This window comes from Caballeronia sp. LP006 (assembly GCF_031450995.1).
Lineage (GTDB): Bacteria > Pseudomonadota > Gammaproteobacteria > Burkholderiales > Burkholderiaceae > Caballeronia.
Genome location: NZ_JARTVW010000006.1, coordinates 102,900 through 124,261 on the forward strand (window position 1 = coordinate 102,900; position 21,362 = coordinate 124,261).

General features: G+C 56.8%; 13 protein-coding genes and 5 pseudogenes. 3 read left to right on the plus strand and 15 right to left on the minus strand.

All coding sequences use genetic code 11. From position 1 onward, the window contains the following. Positions 1 to 343 precede the first annotated feature (343 nt). The 5 genes and pseudogenes from P9250_RS30995 to P9250_RS31015 form a co-directional block, all read right to left on the minus strand. Complete coding sequence (locus tag P9250_RS30995) at positions 344 to 955, minus strand: carboxylesterase family protein (RefSeq protein ID WP_310397125.1); 612 nt, start codon at positions 953 to 955, stop codon at positions 344 to 346. After that, positions 921 to 1,841 carry a carboxylesterase family protein gene (locus P9250_RS31000; protein WP_310397126.1) on the minus strand — a complete coding sequence of 307 codons (921 nt, stop codon included), beginning with the start codon at positions 1,839 to 1,841 and terminating at the stop codon, positions 921 to 923. The genes P9250_RS30995 and P9250_RS31000 overlap by 35 nt, the downstream gene beginning before the upstream one ends. 402 nt (positions 1,842 to 2,243) lie before the next feature. Continuing rightward, positions 2,244 to 4,394 (minus strand): annotated as a pseudogene (locus P9250_RS31005) (DUF6351 family protein). A 546-nt stretch (positions 4,395 to 4,940) separates the two neighbouring features. Then, on the minus strand, positions 4,941 to 5,219 hold the full coding sequence (locus P9250_RS31010; protein ID WP_310397127.1) for a DUF4148 domain-containing protein: 279 nt from the start codon (positions 5,217 to 5,219) through the stop codon (positions 4,941 to 4,943). Positions 5,220 to 5,723: 504 nt separating this feature from the next. Continuing rightward, positions 5,724 to 5,948, minus strand: a pseudogene (locus P9250_RS31015) (transposase); the annotation flags it as partial. Positions 5,949 to 6,005: 57 nt separating this feature from the next. Here P9250_RS31015 and P9250_RS31020 point away from each other — a divergent pair. Continuing rightward, positions 6,006 to 7,277 (plus strand): IS256 family transposase, encoded by a 1,272-nt coding sequence (locus P9250_RS31020; RefSeq protein ID WP_409015004.1) that lies wholly within the window; start codon positions 6,006 to 6,008, stop codon positions 7,275 to 7,277. A gap of 213 nt (positions 7,278 to 7,490) precedes the next feature. Beyond that, positions 7,491 to 8,764, plus strand: a pseudogene (locus P9250_RS31025) (IS110 family transposase). A 218-nt stretch (positions 8,765 to 8,982) separates the two neighbouring features. Here P9250_RS31025 and P9250_RS31030 read toward each other — a convergent pair. After that, positions 8,983 to 9,531 (minus strand): annotated as a pseudogene (locus P9250_RS31030) (DDE-type integrase/transposase/recombinase); the annotation flags it as partial. A 71-nt stretch (positions 9,532 to 9,602) separates the two neighbouring features. On the opposite strand from P9250_RS31030, the gene P9250_RS31035 reads away from it, so the two are divergent. After that, positions 9,603 to 10,652 carry an IS110 family transposase gene (locus P9250_RS31035; RefSeq protein ID WP_310397130.1) on the plus strand — a complete coding sequence of 350 codons (1,050 nt, stop codon included), beginning with the start codon at positions 9,603 to 9,605 and terminating at the stop codon, positions 10,650 to 10,652. 221 nt (positions 10,653 to 10,873) lie between these two features. Here the strand turns inward: P9250_RS31035 and P9250_RS31040 are convergent. From P9250_RS31040 to P9250_RS31080, 9 genes and pseudogenes are all read right to left on the minus strand, one after another. After that, positions 10,874 to 11,146, minus strand: a pseudogene (locus P9250_RS31040) (transposase); the annotation flags it as partial. An 810-nt stretch (positions 11,147 to 11,956) separates the two neighbouring features. Continuing rightward, positions 11,957 to 12,880, minus strand: a complete 924-nt coding sequence (locus P9250_RS31045; protein WP_310397132.1) for a helix-turn-helix domain-containing protein — start codon at positions 12,878 to 12,880, stop codon at positions 11,957 to 11,959. A gap of 179 nt (positions 12,881 to 13,059) precedes the next feature. Beyond that, on the minus strand, positions 13,060 to 14,361 hold the full coding sequence (locus P9250_RS31050) for an MFS transporter (RefSeq protein WP_310397134.1): 1,302 nt from the start codon (positions 14,359 to 14,361) through the stop codon (positions 13,060 to 13,062). A 16-nt stretch (positions 14,362 to 14,377) separates the two neighbouring features. After that, a complete protein-coding gene (locus P9250_RS31055) occupies positions 14,378 to 15,604 on the minus strand; it encodes an MFS transporter (RefSeq protein WP_310397136.1) in 1,227 nt (408 codons plus the stop codon). A gap of 63 nt (positions 15,605 to 15,667) precedes the next feature. Next, positions 15,668 to 16,561 (minus strand): phosphate ABC transporter substrate-binding protein, encoded by an 894-nt coding sequence (locus P9250_RS31060; RefSeq protein ID WP_310397138.1) that lies wholly within the window; start codon positions 16,559 to 16,561, stop codon positions 15,668 to 15,670. A 29-nt stretch (positions 16,562 to 16,590) separates the two neighbouring features. Beyond that, positions 16,591 to 18,135, minus strand: a complete 1,545-nt coding sequence (locus tag P9250_RS31065; protein ID WP_310397140.1) for an acetolactate synthase large subunit — start codon at positions 18,133 to 18,135, stop codon at positions 16,591 to 16,593. Next, the gene (locus P9250_RS31070) at positions 18,136 to 18,993 is read right to left on the minus strand and encodes an aldolase/citrate lyase family protein (RefSeq protein ID WP_310397142.1); all 858 of its coding nucleotides are present in this window, start codon (positions 18,991 to 18,993) and stop codon (positions 18,136 to 18,138) included. Between the two features lie 32 nt (positions 18,994 to 19,025). Then, on the minus strand, positions 19,026 to 20,012 hold the full coding sequence (locus P9250_RS31075) for a protocatechuate 3,4-dioxygenase (protein ID WP_310397144.1): 987 nt from the start codon (positions 20,010 to 20,012) through the stop codon (positions 19,026 to 19,028). Between the two features lie 34 nt (positions 20,013 to 20,046). Continuing rightward, the gene (locus tag P9250_RS31080; protein WP_310397146.1) at positions 20,047 to 21,327 is read right to left on the minus strand and encodes an MFS transporter; all 1,281 of its coding nucleotides are present in this window, start codon (positions 21,325 to 21,327) and stop codon (positions 20,047 to 20,049) included. Positions 21,328 to 21,362: the final 35 nt, after the last annotated feature.

The window sequence follows — 21,362 nt, forward strand, 5'->3', positions numbered from 1 at the left end:
CTGTGAAACGGCCGTGCCGAGTCGCTTACCCAGGAGCTATGGGTGCTGCCCTCAACATGGCACCCAAACGAAGCTGGCTACTGCGGCCTTCAAATCAAAAGGGATCGTCGCTGGGATTTCTGTTGACGAATGGAGTCAACTTTGCGCTCGGATTTACGTTGCGGAGAAACGATGTCACGCGTGGACGAAGGAAATTGTAAAGGCGGGGTTCGCGTACCCGGATGCGCTCGGTGTCTCGGAACGTAATACCGCTCGATAGGTGCACAACCCGTGTGCAGGTGCCCGCAGTGGCGTTAGCGTCGAGACATAAATAAAGTGATGACTTTCTTATCGGCAAACGCCTTCACTGCTTCGTACCGATAGTCGGATTAACTCCCACTTGTTGTGGACAGTTGCGCGTTTCCCACTCTTTGAATATCCCACACTGGGTCTGCTGCAGCCCGGTCGCTGTTTGGGGACCAGCAGTCGCTGTGAATTCGAGGAACTGTCCATTTCCCGCCTGCGGCCAGGTAGGCAAAGATGATCCGTTCGGATTGCCTGTCTTAGCGAAATTCGTCCAGTACTCTTGCATTTGCGTCGATGTCTGGTAGTCCAACGCCGTCCAACTTTCAGCTGGCGTCACGGCGTTGAGCGTGCCGAAGACGTACGGTACTTCGGCGCCATGTGTCGCGCCGGCAGACGCCTGATTCGGCCACGCGTGATCGAACTGGTACTCGAACGTTGGATTTTTGGTGGCCGAATGCCAATCCGCTTCCATGATCGCCGCGCAGCGTTGCACGGTGTCCGTCCAGAACTGGGCGCCCGCATTGCCGTAGAGCTGGTCGGAAATGCCTGTACCGCCATTCGAAAGGCCATACGCTGCTAGTGCCACCGGCCCATAAGTCAGCCCATAGAAGGTTGAAACGTCCGCCACCAAATTCTCAGTGATGTAACCGGGAAACAAGAATTCCGGCATGATCTCGCGCGTTGTTTCCGACCATCAGCGGGATCGCCATTTCTTTCCCTTCAGAAAAGACTCGCCCGGGAATATCAGGTAACACCCAGCCGTCCACTGCTGTTAGACGCCCTGTGGTCGATCCCGGCAGCGTCGCCGTACCGGATGTCCATTTGCCGGCTCCCGCGACGACCTGATCTGCCGGCAGTGACCGCAGATACGAAAGCGTTGAGGCGCTTGCCCCTTGAGGCGCGGCGAGCGCTGTCGCAATGTTCGGTCCCATCGCCTCGGCCGTGGTCTTAGACATCGGCCCGCCGTACGATAAAACCTGCCCGCTCTCGCTTATAGCTCGGTGAAACAAGCCCGTCGAAAGAGGCGATGTCACGAGCAGCAGTACGTCAAAGCCCCCGGACGACTGACCAAACAAAGTGACGTTTGTAGGATCTCCACCGAATGCGCCGATGTTCTGCTGTATCCAACGCAACGCCATCAATTGATCAAGCAGCGCGTAGTTACCAGATGAATGATTCGTCGATTCGGCGTCAAGCGCGGGGTGCACGAGAAAGCCCATCACGCCAAGACGGTAATTTGCCGTCACGACAACCACGCCTTGTTTTGCCAACGCCGATCCGTCGAACTGAGGATTATTCGCCGACCCGCCCGTGTTCGATCCGCCATACAGCCAGAGCATCGCCGGATGTTTTCCAGTGATCGGCCATTCGGGTGTCCAGACATTGAGGTACAGACAGTCTTCGCTGCCACTTACATTGATACCGTCGAATGTTTGGACGCACGCTGAGCCATACGCAGTCGCGACTTTTGTGCCCTGCCACGACTGCGCAGGCTGGGGCGGAGTCCATCTCAATGAGCCAACCGGCGGTTGCGCGAACGGGATGCCTTCAAACACCGCGCCCGGGGCGCCCGACGGTCTCGCCCCTTGTAACGCGCCGTTGGCGATCTATACAGCAGGTGGGCCGCTGTCGTCCGAACCTGATGAGCAGGCCGCTGCTGCAGCTGCTGCAGCTGCGAAAAGTAGTGCTCCTGCAATCCGCGTGTTCATTGTCACCCGTCCTTGTTCAGCAGAATTTCAGTTTGCCTTGTGACTTGTCACCGAAGTCTGAGTGTCTCTGGAAGCTCTCTTGCTGCCGACATCTTCAAGTTTTATAGCCGGATGCCGCGACCCGGTGCGACGCGAAGGATCGCGCGCCTTTCGAAACGATTGCGGGGACCGCGCGCCGACAAAACGTTTAACATTGGATTCATGCGGGCGTTATTGCCAATGCGTCGCTCTGGAGAAGACGCCCGCTGCTTATGTCCCGAACGAGGTCCATGTTCCTGTTGGCGACTGCTGACTCACACCGGGCTTAGTCCAATCGCATACGCCGTCGGGAAAGGTGGAGTGAAGCTGCGCAAGTTCCGTTGCGGTGAACGTCACTTGGTAATCCTTATTATAAATTGGCTTCAGCTGGCACTTGAGTATGTCCATAGCGACTGAGTCGCCCGCAACCTGGCGCGGTGATGAATGCGGCGGGTCCAGTTGATTGCACTGTGTATTGCCCGTATATACCTGTGGTTCAGCGATCTTCGTTGCGTCATTTGCGGCGAAGCATGCATCGACCAGATCGGCCGGCTTCGCGCGAACAAGCCGGACATGGACAGAGTCTCCAGAAGTGTCAGCGCGAAGATTGGTCAGCTATTCATCCATTTGCGTCAGCGCATGTTGAACCACCGGACTGTCGTCGCTCATGTTGCCGTAGGTGTTGGCCTTTGTCAGCATGACCTGATTGTCGAAATTGCCGTTTGCCTTCTGCAACCGCGCCCGTACCGCGAAGCTTTGCGCTCGCTGATGGGTTTCCAGGCCGCCAGTCACGAGATCAACGTAGGAGCGATAGTCGATAATTGGCGTCGTCGCCAGGCCTTGAGACATGCTGAGCACCCGACCGGTCTTATATGCGACATCTAGTGCCGTCGGGTCAGCGACCGCGCGGGACGCGCTGTAACTCCCGTTGTTGTCAAAGCCGCCGATGTTTGCGTTGAGATCCAGAAATTGCGTCTTGGTGATTGCGCCGGCGTTGAGCGCCGCAAGGCCATATTGAACCCCTACGTTGTCGATCGTACGGCGCGCATAACCTGTGGCTGGATGTTTGCCGAACAAATTCACATTGTGATCAAAAAAGTCGCAGCGCACGCCCTTCGGGTTGCTTGTCGCATTGAACGTCTCCGAACTCGATAGGCCGGGACAATTCGCATCGATGGGCTTATGCATTGGCGCAATGGTGTTCGCAAAATCTTGTACGACGGTGCTGCTCGGTAGACCGGATGTCGCGACAATCTGAGCTTCGCTCCATCCGATGGCAGAGCCTTGCAAGTAATGCCAAAGAAGGTCGGAATCTGTGTATGGGAAAGTAAGCGACGCAGTCGGCTCACTGAAGCTGCATCCCACGATGATGCCGTCAAGCAGTCCCGGATAGTTGTCGGCCGTGGTGTGGGCTTCTTCTGCACCTGCCGAACACCCAAGCCCAATTGTGAAGTCCGGCGGTCCGTATGTCTTAATGAAACGCTCTCGAACCATCATGGTCGTTTCAGACGCTACGACATCGTTGCAGTTGTTGCCGAACACATTGAGCGTCGAACTGGCGATTGCATAGCCTTGGCGCAGTTCAAGATCTTCGAGCACGCCGTTACTGTTTCCGATACTCGTGCCTTGCGTGTACCAGCCGCCGACGCATCCGCCGCCGTACGTGTAAACAAGCCGTCCATTCCAGCTAGGCGGAGCATTTGTCGGCGACGGCGCTGTATCGGTGCTTGGGTTGAAAAGCACCGCCGTCTGATAGATCGCTCGATTGATCGTGCCCGTTTCAACACGCACGATGTAGGGCACGGCTTTGCCGCGCGTCGTCGTCGTTTGCACAAGGTCGGCCGGATAAGTCTTTGTTGAGGGAAGCGCTTTGAAACTACCATCCGTTGCGTGATAGACGTAATCGACTCTCGTCGCTACCGAGCAGTCGGCATCCAGCGCCGGCCCGAGCGTGGCGCCGGGAACGCCCGGCACCGGGAACTTCTGCGTTTGGCAAACAAAAGGTTGTTCCTGTGTTCCGGAAAAGACGGGCCCGGTCATTGAATGGTTCACAAGCGTTAGGTCGGCGCTCGGGCTACTGCCAACGCGTGCAACGATAGTGTTCGCGCCCGTTTGCAGTCCTTCCACGAGGCCTATCGACCGTCCGTTGCTCGCCGTGGCAAACGCGCTAGTCACGTCGTGCCCGTTAAGCGTCACGTTGATCGCACCGCCTGTTGCAGTGACGCCGATCAGCGCATTACCGCCGCTGACCATATCGGCGCGCGGTGTAGAAAGCACTTCGACACTGGGCGCGGGGGGATTGTCGTCTTTCCCACCGCATGAAACGATTGACGCGAGCAACATCGTGAAGCCCACGACGAGTAATGCCGTGTGATAAGGCATGTTTTTTTGTCTCCGTCCATTTTTATGATCGTGCGGCGGTCATGATTGCGATCAAGCAGGCGCTGGACGCCAGTGTATTGATTGTGGCGCTTCATTGCGCCATAGGAAAAGCGAGGTAGCCGATTGAATGTTGCTGCTTAACCATCGGACGCACGGTTCCGGTCGTAGGATGCCCGGAGCTATCGGTCTTCCTGCGTTACGTGATCAGCGACGTCGTCAAACGTCTTCCGAAACGAGCGGGACAAGGGCGCATTTCTCCGATGGCAGTTTTAGCGTTGCGTGCGTCAACCGGGAGCTGATTGAATCAGACACGTCCAGTCTAATTTTTATTTATTTTTACCCGCATACGTGATTTGCGCGGCGCCCGTCTCGTCCATATATCCGCGTTGTTCAAATCGAAGAAACACCGAGCGATTCCTCAGTTCAGCCTCAATAGATTGTTATTCAGGTCGATGGCATCGCTGCAAACGAACGATTGATAGCTTCGTCAGACCGCGGACGGTTATGCCTCTGCCCCGATGCGGTCGTGATGTCAATGGACTACGCTTACTTCTTGGTTCCCGAATCTCCATCGATCTCGGGCGCACCCCCAAGCGCAGTCGCGCCGTTCGGAGTAGCTTTAGAGGCGACGGCTATTTGTACGTGGGCCTCCGCTGCTTGCAGATTGGCGGGATAGGCAGGGTCGCTTTCTGAGGGCACATATCCGACGTGCTCTAGCTGACTTAATTCCGCCACGACACGAGCATGGCTAAGGTTGTCGGTACCGGCTGCTGCTAGGAGGGGGAAGCTCAGAAGGAGACAAAGCAAGGGTTTTGCGAGATTCATGGTTCGGCTGCTCAGTGGTGTAAGTGTTAACCATTCTAGGGTTTTCCCTGCTCCACGGGGTGAGGTTAAGCCTAAATCGATTGCGGCGAACCCGCAATCTATTGCGGCTGTGACCCGTTAAACAGGGCTGCTGCTTGTGTGATGTTCGCTCGCCGGTTGAGACTCTTGGCTATCCGCGGACGGCATTACACAAAACCTCCGCAGGACATGGACCGCGGAATCACCTGCTCGCCAAGCGTTCGCGAGAGGCAGTTGTCGGCGATCACCGATCTACTCGGGCGTACTACTTTTCATAGCTTCGCGTTCGTTGATAGCGAATGGCAGCCGAGAATCAAGTTTCGTCGCGGCTTTGTCGCGCGCTTGTTCGCGGTGAATGAGGGTTCGTGCGAATGGACGGCCGTAGAGCTGGCTCTGGGTCGCACGGCTGCGTTTAGTCGGCAATGTTGGAAGGTAGAGCCGCGGAGAAGCTACCTATTCAAGTGTGTATGTGACCTGCCCGCTTTTCTAAGACCACTGCGTTCTAGCAATAACGGCTTGGGTTGGATTTCTTTCTAAGCGCTGGCGGTACGCCAGCGGCGTGTCGTAGTTCAGACTTGAATGCGGTCGAACCTCGTTGTAATGCCGTCGCCACCCGTCAATCACGATCTTGGCTTCAATCCGATTGCGGAACCATTCCATGGCAAGACATTCGTCACGGAATTTACCGTTGAAGCTTTCGTTCGTGCCATTCGGACCTATCCGTAATTCTGTGGGCGAGGCATATTATGAGAGGTAAAAGTCATGGATATGCCGATGAAGAAGAAACGCACCGTCGCTTCTCAGGCAGCGGCCCGAGGGCCGCTGCCTGCCCTTCCGGAAGGTCTGCTGGATGACCTGGTCAAAGGCCCGATGACGCCCACCGAGGTCCAGGACCTGATGCTGGCGTTCAACAAGGCACTCATCGAGCGCGCGATGGGCGCCGAGATGAAGATGCATCTGGGCTACCTGGCGGGGCAGCCGAAACCCGACGGCCAGGGCAACGAACGTAACGGCGCCAGCGGCAAGACGCTCATCACCGATTATGGCCCGCTCAGGGTCGATCTGCCGCGTGATGGTGACGGCAGTTTTGAACCCATCCTGATTCCGAAACACGAGCGCCGTTTTACCGGTTTCGACGAGCGCATCATCGCCATGTACGCGCGCGGCATGAGTGTGCGCGAGATCCAGGCGTTTCTGGCCGAAGCCTATGGCACCGAGGTTTCGCCCGATTTCATCAGCTCGGTCACCGACGAAGTCATGGCTGAAGCGCTCGCCTGGCAAAGCCGTCCGCTTGAGCCGATGTACCCGGTGGTGTTCTTCGACGCGCTGCGTGTGAAGATCCGTGGCGACGGCGTGGTGAGCAACAAGGCGGTGTATCTGGCGCTGGGCATTCAGGCCGACGGCCAGCGCGATGTGCTCGGCCTGTGGATCGAACAGACCGAAGGTGCGAAGTTCTGGCTGAAAGTGTTCAACGAACTGAAGACCCGGGGCTGCCAGGACATCCTGATCGCGGTGGTCGACGGCCTGAAGGGACTGGCTGAGGCGATTGGCACGGCGTACCCGCGCACGGCCGTGCAGACCTGCATCGTGCATCTGATCCGCAACAGTCTGGAGTACGCCAGCTACAAGGACCGCAAGAGCGTGGCCGCAGCGCTGCGGCCGGTCTATGCCGCCGCGAGTGAACAGTCCGCGCAGCATGCCTTGGACGCCTTTGCCGAAGGCCCGTGGGGTGCGAAGTATCCGACTATCGTGCAGTCGTGGCGACGGGCGTGGGAGAACGTCACACCGTTCTTCGCGTTTCCGCCGGACATACGCCGTGTCGTCTACACCACAAACGCCATTGAGAGTCTGAACATGCAACTACGCAAGATCATCAAGACACGCGGCCACTTCCCCAATGACGAGGCCGCCATCAAGCTGCTGTGGCTGGCATTGCGCAACGTGCTGGCAAAGTCAGTACGCGCGGCGTTCGACTGGTCGTCCGCGATGAACCAGTTTGCCATCCTGTTTGGAGAGCGCTTTACCAACGCACGCGGGTGACTCCGCTAACCGCCTCGCACACAAAAATGCGGACAGGTTCTGCCATTCTGCCAAGGCTTGCCGGGATCGATTAACGCCGATTCGATCTTCTCCGATACCACCCGCTTGAGCAACGCTGCGCTGACGAATTCGGGGCCGTAGTACATGCAGAATGCCAGCCATCGGTGTAAGGAGCATCCTCCGGATTGTCTGTTCACCACCGGAGAGAACGAAATGGCTGAGGAACTCCCCTTGAATCTGGTTGCAATTGATGTCGGTCGCTACTGGAATGCTGTGCTGATCGAACCAGCAGGAGGCAAGAAGCAACGCTTCCGAATGGCCAACAGTGCAGCAGATTTTGAGCGGCTGCTGAGCTTCCTTCAAGCGCTACGCGGCAATTGCCGCGTAGCGCTTGAGCCCACGGGCGACTATCACCGACCGCTGGCCAACCGGCTGTTACGGGCCGGACATGATGTCGTCAGCATTAATTCGGTGGCGCAGGCTCGCTACCGCGAGGCGCTGTTCAACTCATGGGATAAGAACGATCCGAAGGACGCGCAGGTGATCCTGGAGATGCTTAGGCGTGGGCTGTACCAGCGGTACGTCGATCCGCAGCTCGCCGGTCATCACGATCTCCAAGAGCTGGCGAAGACCTACTACCAAGTGTCCCGCGCCAGGACCAAGGTGCAGCATTCGCTGATAAACCATTGCCTTCCGCTCTACTATCCCGAGATGCACCGCTACTGGTGCACGACGCGCAACGAGTGGTTCGTGCGTTTCATGCTTGAATTCCCGACGCCCACCCATGTGCGCTCATTGGACCGCGAAGCCTTCACGACCGCAGCGTGGGATCTAGTCGGCCGTAAGGTTGACAAGCGCGCCAAACTCCAGGAGATCTGGGAGTCTGCCGCACATACTGCTGCCTTGCCCCACGCTGCCGATTCGCTGGCCGTGGAGACATTCCGAATCACGCTGCAGCGATATCAGGATTTGAACGTTCTTCGTGCTGAAATCGAGGCGCGTGCCGAGTTAGCACTGCGTGATAACGCAGATTTTGCACATCTGAAGACACTTCCCGGAATTGTTCGGTGATCGCCATGACGATACTCGCCGAGGCTGGCGATATGCGTCGCTTTGGCCACCACCGGCAATTCCTGAAGTACTGCGGATTTGACCTTGCAAAAACGCAGTCGGGCGTGCAACGCGGGCGCGAGCAGCTTTCAAAACGAGGAAACGCGCGCTTGCGCCTGGCATTCTGGCTTGCTGGTGTAGCTGCCGTTCGCATGAGAGAGAACTCGTTTCGCTCGAAATACGAACGCTATATCCGCGCTGATCCGGGGAACGCTGACCTGAGGCGCAAAGCGCTGACGGCCGTCGCCGCCAAGATGGCGCGGGTGGCCTACAGTATGATCAAGAGGAACCAGCCGTATCGGCAATTCTTCGAATTCGGTTTACCCAGTGGATCGATCCCTCTCTCGGCTGCCGTAGGGGCGCAGACGACCCCGTAGACAATGCTCGGACCTTCCGCTGGGGCTTCTATGCTGTTTTAGGTACGGTGAAGATCACGCGCGTGCGCGATGAATCTTGTGTCCACTATGGTCAGCAAGTCCCCCCGATTATGCGGAAGACCACTGGTTGATTGCTCTTTGTAATCGCGGCGAACGGCATCGGCCGCGCGCCCGGATGCGCTTTACCTGTTTTGGCTGTTCTGCTTGACAGTTAGTACGTTGTCGCTTCGCATATAGCGTGGCGCGCCGTGAACGCTGATTAGCTTGCTCAGCACCTCAATGACTCTGGCCGATCGGATCGAGCCAGACACATCTATGGCCAAACATTCACGCGTGTACTCGTCGACCACCGTCAGACACTTCAGTTGCTGGCCGTTGGCACACGCGTCAAAGACGAAATCGTAACTCCATACGGCGTTGCGAGCGCTCGGAGCAAGCGGTCGAGGACGCGAACCGGCGAGGCGGCGTCGACGCCGTTTGCGAGGCACCTGAAGACCGGCTTGCGCCCACAATCGGCTGCACCGCTCCTTGCCGATGACGATCCCTTCGCGACCCAACATAATGCGGATGCGCCGCGAACCGAAGCGGGGATAATCACCCGAGAGGCGTCGCATCATCTCCACGATCGGGCCGTTCTTGCCCGGCATGATGCTGATGTAACCGAGATTGGCGCGACTGACGTGAATCAGCGCACACGCACGTCGTTGACTCAGCCCGCGCGAAATGGCATAGCGGGCTTGCTCGCGGCGTGCCTGTGCGCTTACCATTAATAGGATGGTCCGCTCCTCTCATAGGGGCATAATCGACGCTGACGCCGACCCTTTTTCGGAGGTGTGTCATGAGTCATTTGAGTTCCACCGCTGTCGCCCGCATGGGCATTGATATCGGGAAGTCTGTCTTCCATGTCGTCGGTCTGGACGCGAAAGGCAAGCCAGTATTCAAGGGCCGATTCAATCGTGAACGGCTGTTGGAGTTTCTCGCTCGCGCGTCTCCGACCATCGTTGGTATGGAAGCTTGTCCTGGTAGCAACTGGCTCGCACGCAAAGCGGCCGCCTACGGACATCAGATTCGCATCGTCCCCGCGCAGTTCGTCAAGCCCTTCGTCAAGTCCAACAAGACTGATATTGTCGATGCGGAGGCCATAGCCGAAGCGATTTCTCGTCCTACCATGCGCTTCACCCAGCCCAAGACCGAAGCTCAGCTCGATTTGCAGGCTCTCCATCGAGTCAGGCAACGCCTGGTGTCTTGCAAGACCGCTATCGTCAATCAGGCCCGCGCTTTCTTGCTGGAATATGGCATTACTATCGGCACAGGTCCCGCCTACTTTGTTCGCGATATGCCGCGCATTATCTCTGACGAGAACAATGGGCTGACGGTATCGATGCGACAAGTTTTGCAGGAGCAATGGCAAGAATATCGCTCCGTCGAAGCTCGGCTATTGCAATTGCGTCGTCAGATCGAAGCAATCGCTGGCGCCGACGACGTCGCAACGCGACTTACCTCGGTTCCGGGTATTGCACACCTCACCGCGACAGCCATTACAGCTTTCTCGGGCACCGGAGCACTGTTTAAATCCGGTCGCCATTTTGCAGCGTGGCTAGGACTCGTGCCTGGAGAATTTTCCACCGGCGGCAAACAACATCTGCTCGGAATTACGAAGCGTGGAAACCCCTATCTGCGCAGACTATTGATTCACGGCGCACGTGCTTGTGTTCTCCATCTCGACCGAACCAAAGATCACCTTGGAGTCTGGATCTCGCAGATGGAGGCGAAGGGAATCCATCGAAACAAAGTAATTGTTGCGCTTGCCAACAAACTCGCACGTATCGCGTGGACGATTCTCACACGCCAAGGAACGTTCTACTTGCGACAGCCCCAAGCGCGATGATCAGCCTACTCTCTTCAAAGTTTGCAGACGGTAATTGATGACGAAACAGTGCACTGGCGTTCGGTAAGCCCGGGACAAAAAACCGGCCTCTGAGGTCTGTCCATTTATTGGGAACCGACCGCGCATATCCCATCATGGCCTTGCTGCCAAAAGCAGCTGACTCGCGAGAGGCCGGATACATTTACGCAAACTGTCTCGCCTGAAAAACCCGCTTGCAAAACCGGAGCGGACCATACATTTTTTGCGGAAATCTCCCTCATGACCTCGATTTCCAGGTCGCGCTCCGCCACCAGCTTCTTTAGTCGGCTGTTCTCGAGCTCTAACGCCTTCAATCGCTTGACGTCGTCACTGACCATTTTGCCAAATCGCTTGCGCCACGCGTAAATCGACGCGTCGCTGACACCGTGTCGCTTTGCCACCTCGGCAATCGGCGCACTGTCCGCCTCCCGCAAGATCCGAACAATCTGCTCATCGCTGTATCGACTCTTCTTCATGACGCGCTCCGTATGGATGCGCCGTTATCGTAGATCAATTCGGTCTCAAGCTACCGGGGCAGGTCAGGCTCGAATCGCGCGACGCTGGACGCCGCGAAGGCGACATATCGAATCGACATGGCTACGTATGAAAAGACAATCTAGACAGCGTTTGAAGAAGTCGCGAATGCGCTGGCCGCGCGTGCGACCATCGGCGAGCAACTCGATGCCCAGATGCAAACCGTCGACGCCGATCAGCATGCATATGTTCTGTCGATGGCGCTGTATCGGCAGGGGAGCGAAAGTCTGCTCGACGCCTTGACGGAGCAGCGATTGCTGTTTGCGGCATAGCAATCGTTAGTGGCGACGCAGTTGTCCGCGCAGACGAGTCTAGTCGCGCTTATGCTGCGCTGGGCGGCGGCCTTGAGGAAAATCATCCGAGCCAAACAACGATTGGGAAATAACCCATCTAGGCCCAAACAGCGTACTCGTGGGCCTATTCATGATGCGCTGAGCGGTGCCCAGCTCATCAATCTTGGCACATTGCCAGTTCGGACACCGTTCGAATTTCCGCAGCAACGTGGGCTCCGCAGTGGCCTGCTGCAAAGCGACTTGTGTGAGTTACCGCATCGAGAACTGGATCAACTTTCCGACCTGCGTCTCATCGGTCATTTGTTGCTTTTAAATGATGTCCTCTTTCATAAGCGAAGGTCATCATTTCCCAGGACGCAGCAGATATGCCTTTGCAACCGGAGTCTGTTCTTTCGAACGCAATGGGCTTCCACAGTTTTTTGGTAAAGTGGACCTGGCTCATGTGCGGTTCATCTTCCTTCAACTACTGGACTTCGCATTTGTTCGGAAATTGCTTGGTGACTGACCAACCTCGCGGCGAAAGAATCGAGTAAAGTACGCGGCATCAGAAAAACCAAGTCCAAAGGCAATCTGTTCCACAGACATGTCGCCAAAAATAAGATTGCGCTTGGCCTCGGTGATGATGCGCGAATGAATCAGTTTAGTCGGACTTTGCTCCGCAGCCGACGAACAAGCTGCCCGTAGCTGCACGAGTGAGACCGCCATCATTGAAACATAATCTTGAAGAGGCAGATTCTCACGAAAGTGTTCGTCGATCAGTTTTCGAAAACGTTCTACAACACGAATGTCATTTCGCGTTCCAGACTCGGAGGTCGGTTCTTCAAGGCGGGCCTCGCGAAGCAGCGCAAGAAGCAGCATGGTCAACCGGGCCTCTGTACCAATAATGTGACCGACCGCATCTGATTCAGCTTCTTCTTTGAGCCGCTGAATCAGCAGATGTACTTCCATTCCTCTGTCATCTGAATCCGCAAGCGTGATCACCTGTGGCGACGCCCAGAGACCTACGAATTCATCTAATTTGCTGTTGACCTGAGTTAGATAAGACACTTCGATGGTAACGACCCAGCGATCTGCATCGTGTTCATAGTCCAAGCCATGGACACATTCAGTCGGCAATAGCAACGCGCAAGGCCCATCGAAAGGAACGCTGCGACCTTCCAAATTCATCACGCCACGACCGTTTCGTACGAAGATTAACTGGCCGTACTCAGGATGTGCATGTGGTGCAGTTTTCCAGCGACCACGATCCGTCACGTGGCCTACATGTACAAACCACTGCTTTTCTTCGGGGCGCTCTACATAAAGACGAACTTTCGGAACAGTTTTGAGTTCGTGGTATGCGATGGCCTTCGGCTGATGTCTTACCTTCGCCTCATGTGTCATCGAAGTCTCCTTGATGGTTTGCTGCACAACCACCATATTGTTCTGCAATTGCGCATAACGCACGTTGTTAAAGCGGAGACTCGCTCCATCACATCGGGATCGGCCGGACCCGGATGTTCCCGCACAAGAGATGCACGGAATAATCTTGCCACATCGCAAGCGAACTAAGCTGATTAACCTTACAGTTCGCTCCTGCAATCTGCGTTCGCAGGATTGCTGCGACAGACATATGAGTTCTCGACGCTATTCACTTTAGGTTCCCATTCTCGCCGAAGCATCACGATAGTGTTTGTCGCGCCGATCAACAGAAACGCGAAAATCGCCAACATCGGAAGAGTGTAGCTACCGCCGATCTGCAACAGCCAACCGGACAGACTCGCTGATACGCCTCCCGCCAGACTTGTAGCGACCTGCTGCAAGCCAGTGTTAAGACCCACTGCTTGTTTGGGAATGAGGGTTAGCTTGCACAAGGCTAGGTTATTCGCCGTCACGAAACCGAGAAGGGCAAGCGACGTTACATTCCAAAACAGTGACATGCCTAACGTCGGTGCGTAGGCGCCGAGCAGAACCGTTGTGCCCCCGATAAAGCCGGCCACGATAAAGCACTTGCGCACGAATACGGCATCATGGCCGCGAGCAATCAACCAATCCGCGGCGCACCCCGCCAGCGCAGCCACCGTAGCGATTCCCGCAAAACTAAAGAAGGTATAAAGCCCAGAATCCGCAAGCGACAGTCCGCGTTGCTCAACTAGGTACGCGGGCATCCATGTCATGCAGTAAAAAGCGAAATAGCTGTAGCAGAAGTTATTGACAAGTCCGCCCCATACGACAGGACTTGCCAGAAGATTGCGCAATGGAACGGAAGACGCACGCCGACGCGCTTCGATGAGTTCGATATGGTCCGGAAAGTCATTCTTTACGGTCTTTAGCCACGGCAACAGCCAAAGAAGGCCGAGGAGCCCCGTCGCGACGAACATTGCACTCCAAGAGTAAGCAACGATCATCCACGCTGCGATCGGCGCGCCCAGCGCGGGACCCATTTTCCCACCGATCGAGAATATGCCGAGCGCGGTGCCTTTGCGATTCTCTTCAAAGTTATTCGCAAGAAAGCGGTAGGTGGCCGGCACCACCACGGCTTCTGCCACGCCAATAATCAAACGCATGATAATAAGCGCAGAGAGCGTGGTGACCAGACCTGTCGCTGCAGATGCAAGACACCATAAAAGGAAACAGAGCGTGTAGGGCCACTTTACACCATAGCGATCGACGAGCCAGCCCATCGGCATCTGACATGCACCGTAGGACCAGAAGACCGCCGAATTAAGCCAGCCGCGCTGCATGCTCGACAGCGCGAATTCGCGCACGAAGTGCCGGTCCGCCAATGCCGCTGACAAACTCGTTCGATCGACAAACGAGATCATCAGTCCGAGGGCTAGCAGCACCACGATAAGCCAACGATTCTCGGACTTCGGGCGTGACAATGCGGTGTCCTTTTTATTATGCGCCGGAACGTACGGTCGCGGCCAAACTGAGTTTTTCCGTACGCGCAAGCGTCGGAAACAATCTGAGCCACAGCGATACGGTGAGGATCGTCGCCGCGCCGCCGATAACCACAGATGGCACGGCGCCGAACCAGGCCGCAGTCAACCCAGACTCGAATTCGCCGAGTTGATTCGACGCGCCGATGAATATCGAGTTAACCGCGCTCACGCGTCCACGCATGTCATTCGGTGTCTGCAGCTGAACGAGTGATTGGCGCACCACGACGCTCACCATATCGAATGCGCCGCTCAGCGCAAGCGGCCCGATTGACAGCAGCAGATTGCGTGACAGCGCGAAAACCATCGTCGCTAATCCGTACATTGCGACCGCGCCGAACATGATCTTGCCGATCCGCCTTTCGACGGGGTGTCGCGATAAATACAGCGACACGAGCAACGCTCCGATCACTGGCGCGCTACGCAACATGCCGAGTCCCGATGAGCCGACATGCAATACCTCCCTCGCAAAAATCGGTAGAAGCGCGGTCGCACCGCCAAAGAGCACAGCGAATAAATCGAGTGAAATAGCGCCGAGTACTTCCTTTCGATGCCAGATGAAAGTAATCCCTGCAAAACCGCTTTTTATTGTGAGCGGCTCACGACCGACTCGACACCTCTCAGCGCTGATCGACGCAATCATCACGATTGCAAAGACGCTCATGCCTCCGCATGCGCTGTAGACAACCACGCTGCCTGCGACGAAAGCGAAACCCGCTATCGCCGGACCAAGGATATTTGCCAGTTGCGTCCCCCCGGAAGTGAGCGCGAGCCCACGTGGCAGGACGTCCAAGGGAATCAGCGTAGGAAGCAACGCCTGCTGAGCCGGTTGCTGAAACGCACGTACGGTGCCCAGACCGAACGATGCGAGCAGGATGATTCCGCGCCCAAGCCAGGCGCCAATAGTTCCTGATATGAGCAAGCCGCCGATGCTTGCCTGTACCACAAGACAGGCCATTAGCACGCGGCGCTGGTCGCACCGATCCGCGACCTGACCTACCACAAAGCACAATGCGAGGGCCGGAACGAATTGTGCAAGTCCTACCAGGCCGAGATCGAAGGCACTATGCGTGATGCCATACATCTGCCATCCGGCGATCACCATAAGCATCTGCGTGGACAGCGCCATTGCTATTCGACTCAGAAAGAAAAATCGAAAGGGCACGAACGCCCAAACCATTTTCATAGAAATCCGTTTGTTATGTCGGCCGGTACGAAGCCGTACCCTTTTCAATCGCGAGGTATTGCATCAAACCAGCGCCCCCGTCACATCGTCGAAAAGTTCATCCACTGTCAGGCGGTGCGGAATAATCTTCTGATCGAGCGCCCAGTCGATCGCGAGTTGAATGCCTTTGCGGTTCGCTTCGAGTCCGAGAGGGGGAAAGACGGCGGGCAGGTTATCCGCTAACGTGCGGCTCTCGACAATCATCCGGTACAACTCACGCACAATTTCCGGGTGACGCTTAGACATGTCCTGGTGCACCACGAACATGTGGTTGATCGGGACGACACCTTCACGCGCGAACCAGTCTTTCGCGGCCGCTTGCGCGTCAGGCACAAGCGTGCGGACCCTCGGATCCTTCGGCATATCTTCACCGAGTAGTGCAGCGCTAAGTTCTCCGGTCAGCATCATTTGCGGAATTTTTGAGCCGGCAGGCAGACGCTGGCAATTTTGGGGGTCACAATACTCAGCGAGGTGGCCGTCGCCGAGCGTCATCCATGTAACCTTGTCGAGATCGACTCCGTATTCGTGGCGCAGAATGCCGCGAATCCAGAGCGCGGTGGTTTGCGTATAAGTACGCACCCCAACCTTCTTGCCTTCAATGTTTCTGGGATCGAGTGGACCAAAGTCGATGTTGTAACCGGCGCAATGGTGTTGGAAGCGTCCCGATATCGGAGCTGGAAGGAGTACATATGGTTTTCCATATGCCTTTGCCTGCAAGAACGTGACAATGGCCAACTCGCCCGCGTCGAATGCATTTTCCCGCACCATCGCCTTGAAGCCGTTATGCGCGGGTGTCGGCCCGCAGTAATCGAGATTAACTAAATCGGATGTGACCCGGCCATCTCGTAGCGCCTTGGTTACGCCGTATTCGGCGAGGTTAACGCGTAGCGTTGGCGCTTCGGTTTGCGTCGTTGCCATAACGATGTTTCCTTTAATACGTGGAAGGTTTACAGCCTGACTTCGATAAGGCACGGACCGGCTTCTTTCACCGAAGCCCACATGGCCTTGTGAAATGCCTCGGCTGACTCGACAGCGACGGCAGGCACACCCATGCCCTTTGCCATTGAAAGCCAGTCTATACGTGGACGATCGATGTCGATCATCGCCAGCGCGCGTTCTCCCGGCGCGCCAGCGCCCATGTTCGCGTACTCGGCCTTCAAAATGGCGTAGCTGTTATTGGCGAAGATGATCGTCGTGACGTTCAGATTTTCGCGAGCCTGGGTCCACAACGACTGGATGGTGTACATCGCGCTGCCGTCGCCGACCATACAGAAGACGCGCCGGTCCGGACACGCAAGGGCCGCCCCGGTTGCCACCGGAGTGCCGTAGCCGATCGACCCCCCCATATTATTGATGAGGTCGTGAGGCGCCGCGCCGACAGTCAACCCCATTGTTTCGCGCCCGGTAGTAAGCGATTCATCGACCAGGATGCCGTTCTCCGGGAGCGCCGCCGCGAGTGCTTGCGCGATGCTCGTGCGATTAAGCGCGCCGATTGGGGGCGTAGCTTCAGAACGCACTTGCACGGCGGCTGTCTTACGCGATGCGTTAAGTGCTTCAACCAGCATTTCCAGAGCAGCAGTTCCGTCTTCGCCAAGTTCGGCCAAGGCCTGCACGCGCGTGCCTGGTGCTTTTAATAGACTCGGCTTGTCTGGATAGCTGAAGAACGCGACCGGCTCCGTCGTTTCCACTGTAATGATGTGCTTGAACGCCTTGAGATATTCCACCGCCTGACCGACGGCATAAGGAATGCGCTCAAGAGTGACATGTCCAGCGCCGCGCTCGATGCGTGCGCTGAAAAACTGCGTCGAGAGACGGCAATCGGTCGCTGCCTTGAGCTTGCCCGCGAGTTCCAACGCACGACCACGCGTCGCGCGCCCCGCTAGAACGATCACCGCGGGCTCTCCAGAGCGCAGGACCTGAGCTATTAGCTCGACGCGTGACGCGTCCGGCCGTTTTACCGCCTGTGTCTTCTTCGGAGGCGCCGCAGGTTCGCCTGCCTCCAGCCATGATGCATCGCCCGGAAGGATCAGCGTGGCTATCTGGCCGGTGTATTCGCTCGCCTTGGCGACAGCGGCTGTAACGTCCCATGCCACCGCGTGCGGCGACTCCACACGCCGCACCCAATGACTCAACGGCCGCGCGAGTCCCTCGATATCGGACGTCAGCGGCGGATCGTATTTGAGATGCAAAGCTGAATGCTCGCCGACGATATTGACCATCCCCGAGGACGCTCGCTTCGCGTTGTGAATGTTGGCGAGTCCATTGGCAAGACCCGGCCCAAGATGCAACAACGTTGAGGCAGGTATGCCCTTCATTCGATAGTATCCGTCGGCCGCGCCGGTACAAACGCCTTCGAACAGGCAAAGGACACTGCGCATTCGCGGATTCTCTAGTGCCTTGAGAAAGTGCATTTCCGACGTGCCGGGATTGGCGAAGCAGATATCGACGCCATGATCCGTTAGCGTCCGCACGAGGGTCTCAGCGCCGTTCATTCAATACCCCGCCATTTCGCGCGCCATGCCGACGACGCCGTAGCTCTTCAACGGTGCGGATATCATGAAGCGATAACCCTCCTCCAGCAAACGCTTGTGGTTTTTCGCGTTCACATGCGGATTGCCTACGACCACGTTGTGCTTGTGACAAGTATCGACGATCTGTCGCATGGCGTCGACGACGACTGGATGTTCGTAGTCCCGTGGATGACCGAGTTGCTGACTCAAATCTCCTTCGCCAATTAGAATGATTCCGATGCCCGGCACGTTAGCCAAAATGTCGTCGAGATTCTCGATGGCTTCCGTGCTTTCGCACATCAGACCAACGAGGATTTCCCCTTGCGGCGCGAGTGGCCAGACATCGGCGCGCTTGTAATAGTCGGCCATGCCAAGACCCCAGTAACGCGCCGCATTGGCTGGACCGTCTCCGCGTACGCCTTTCGGTTCGTACAACGGCGCGTCTTTAGGACGAGCGTAGCGGCAGGACGCGACGGCGTTGTACGCCTGCTCCACGGTCGATACATGCGGCCAAATCACTCCGTACGCGCCGCGATCGAGTACCTGCTTCGCGAACGACTGATTCATTTCAGCGCCGTTTGCTGGGATACGCGCGATTGGCGTGACGCGCGGCGCGACCGACCCTGCTTCCGCAATCTGCTTGCGGCTCAACAAATATTGCATGGCGTCGCCGAGCGCGGACACGTCGTAGGGGTTGTGCTCCATTTCGAAAATGACGCCGTCGTAAGGCGCGTCGCCCATCTCTATCGCGGTCTGCTTGTCGAGCTTGGAAAACGCGGCGAATGCGGGCTTACCCGATTCGAAGGCGCGGATGATGCCATTGAGGCGGTTGTCGCTCATGTTTTGGCTTCTCTCGATGTCGTGTGTGTGAGTTACTTGGTGGCACGCCAGTACATGAAGCCCATGCCTTCACCGGTGCCCGCAGGCGTGCGCCAGCACGGCACATAGTCCACCAGGGTCATTTCTGCTTCGGTCTGCTCGACCGCCTTCATCACGCTCACATAGAGCTTGATTTCCGATGTGCCCGACTGATAGGAGCGATCATCCACCGCTGCCAGCGCGTCATAGTCGTAGCCGGCCAGCATCTTCATGATGCGATGATCGAACTCCTCGTCGTTGACGAAGTGGGACAGGCCGCCCGACGCAAATATACCCACACGCACGTCCACTGGCCACGCGGCGATAGCATCGCGCAACACCCGTCCGAACTCGATGCAGCGCGACATCGACGGCTGGGTCGGAGGATAGAAGCAGTTCATAATGACGGGTACATGCGGCGGCGGTTCGTCACCCATGATCTGGTGATAGACGAAGCTGTACGCATGCGGCGCCACGGGATACTCCGGCAGCGGCTTCATCCATATGTTGTCGGGCCATGCGAAGAGGTCCGTCAGATCGAAGTTCTCACGTTGAAAGTATTCGATCAGAAACTTGGCCAGAGTCGGATGGCATGGATGTACCACGTGCTGATCCGGTGCATACACTGAACGCTGGGGCGGTCCGTTGTGCACTTCCGCGCCGCTGTAAATGGCGATGGAAGGCGAAAAGTCCGTGAAGATTTCCTTCTGATCCTTGCCGAGAATGATCGCAACATCGATCTTTGCTTCGCGATACGCTTCCGCCATCTTATCCAGTGCAACGCGGCAGCGCGCCGCACGCGCAGTACGTTCTTCAAGCGTCAGAAACGGCTCGAACGCTGCTTCTCGATGCGCTTCCAGTTCGGAATACGTCCAGGTGCGATTGCGAAACCAAAGCTCCGGATTGTTGCGGTCGCGTTCACCGTTTTTGAGCCAGTCTTCGGGTGCTTGGCCCAGCATGCCACTGTGCGGCACAGCCATTCCAAATACGATTTTTGCCATGAATTTGCGTCCCGTTGATTAGATCTATTTGAGTTCAGGCCTGGTGCAACTTACCCCGAGGTTCGGTTACCTTAGGCGCCCATTCCGGGCGATAGAGGAATGCTGTAGCCAGTGCACCGACAACCAGAAAGACAAGAATGATCAGCATCGGAAGGTGATAGCTGCCGCTTACTTGCAGAAGCCATCCCGACAGACTCGCAGTGATGCCACCTGCGAGACTGGTTGCGACGCCCTGAATGCCGGTCACGAGTCCGATGGCCTGTTTGGGAATAAGGGTGAGACGCGAGAGCACGAGATTGTTCGCGGTAACCAGACCGAGCAGCGAGAGCGACAGCACGTTCCAGAACAGCGCCATCTGGACAGTAGCCGCATAAGCGCCAAGCAGTACGGTGCACCCACCCAGAAAGCCCGTCACCGTGAAGACCTTGCGTACCAGAATAGGATTACGTCCACCCGCAATCAGGCGGTCCGCGATCCATCCAGCGAGTGCTGCGACGATCGCAATGCCCGCGAAACTGAAGAAGGTAAAAACGCCCGAACGCGATATCGACAGGTGACGCTGCTCGACCAAGTAAGCCGGCATCCACGTCATGCAATAGAAAGTGAAATAACCGTAGCAGAAGTTGGTGATGATGCCGCCCCACACTACTGGACTACCCAATATGGTGGCAAGCGTGACCGATTGTGTCGTGGAATTGCTACGAAGCACCTCGAGCCCCGATGTAAAGTCGTTGCGTACCATCGTCAGCCAAGGAACCAGCCACATGAGCCCGACCAAACCTGTTGCAAGGAACATTGCTTGCCACGAGTAGTTCACGATGATCCACGCACCGAGCGGTGCACCGAATGCCGGACCAAACTTGTTGCCCATCGCGAGAAGGCCGACAGCGAGACCGTTCTGGCTTTCATCGAAGTTATTGCGAATCCATCTGTAGCTGGCAGGAATCACGATCGCTTCAGCTGCTCCAATAATCAGGCGCATTGCAATCAGACTCGTCAGTGCCGTAACCGCACCCATCAATGCAGTGGCCACGCACCATAACCCGAAACTAATCGCGTACGGCCACTTAACCCCATAGCGATCTGCGATCCATCCCATCGGCACCTGGAACACGCCGTACGACCAGAAGAACGCCGCGTTGATCCAGCCGCGGTCAACGTCATCGAGTGCGAAATGCCTGATGAAGCCCGGGTGAGCAAGCGTGGCCGAAATGCTGGTCCGGTCGATGTACGCGATCAGAACGCCAAGCGCGAGAAGCGCAAGCACGCTCCAGCGATAAGCGTCTGACGACCGTCCGTTGTTGCTTGTCTCCATGCTTTTTCTCTTATGTTGGGTTGGATCACATGCGT

Coding starts and splice junctions, on each gene's coding strand:
- P9250_RS31055 (WP_310397136.1), bottom strand. CDS start 15,604: ATGAAAATGGTTTGGGCGTTCGTGCCCTTTCGATTTTTCTTTCTGAGT.
- P9250_RS31020 (WP_409015004.1), top strand. CDS start 6,006: ATGCCGATGAAGAAGAAACGCACCGTCGCTTCTCAGGCAGCGGCCCGA.
- P9250_RS31080 (WP_310397146.1), bottom strand. CDS start 21,327: ATGGAGACAAGCAACAACGGACGGTCGTCAGACGCTTATCGCTGGAGC.
- P9250_RS30995 (WP_310397125.1), bottom strand. CDS start 955: ATGCCGGAATTCTTGTTTCCCGGTTACATCACTGAGAATTTGGTGGCG.
- P9250_RS31060 (WP_310397138.1), bottom strand. CDS start 16,561: ATGGCAACGACGCAAACCGAAGCGCCAACGCTACGCGTTAACCTCGCC.
- P9250_RS31065 (WP_310397140.1), bottom strand. CDS start 18,135: ATGAACGGCGCTGAGACCCTCGTGCGGACGCTAACGGATCATGGCGTC.
- P9250_RS31045 (WP_310397132.1), bottom strand. CDS start 12,880: ATGACACATGAGGCGAAGGTAAGACATCAGCCGAAGGCCATCGCATAC.
- P9250_RS31075 (WP_310397144.1), bottom strand. CDS start 20,012: ATGGCAAAAATCGTATTTGGAATGGCTGTGCCGCACAGTGGCATGCTG.
- P9250_RS31070 (WP_310397142.1), bottom strand. CDS start 18,993: ATGAGCGACAACCGCCTCAATGGCATCATCCGCGCCTTCGAATCGGGT.
- P9250_RS31035 (WP_310397130.1), top strand. CDS start 9,603: ATGAGTCATTTGAGTTCCACCGCTGTCGCCCGCATGGGCATTGATATC.
- P9250_RS31010 (WP_310397127.1), bottom strand. CDS start 5,219: ATGAATCTCGCAAAACCCTTGCTTTGTCTCCTTCTGAGCTTCCCCCTC.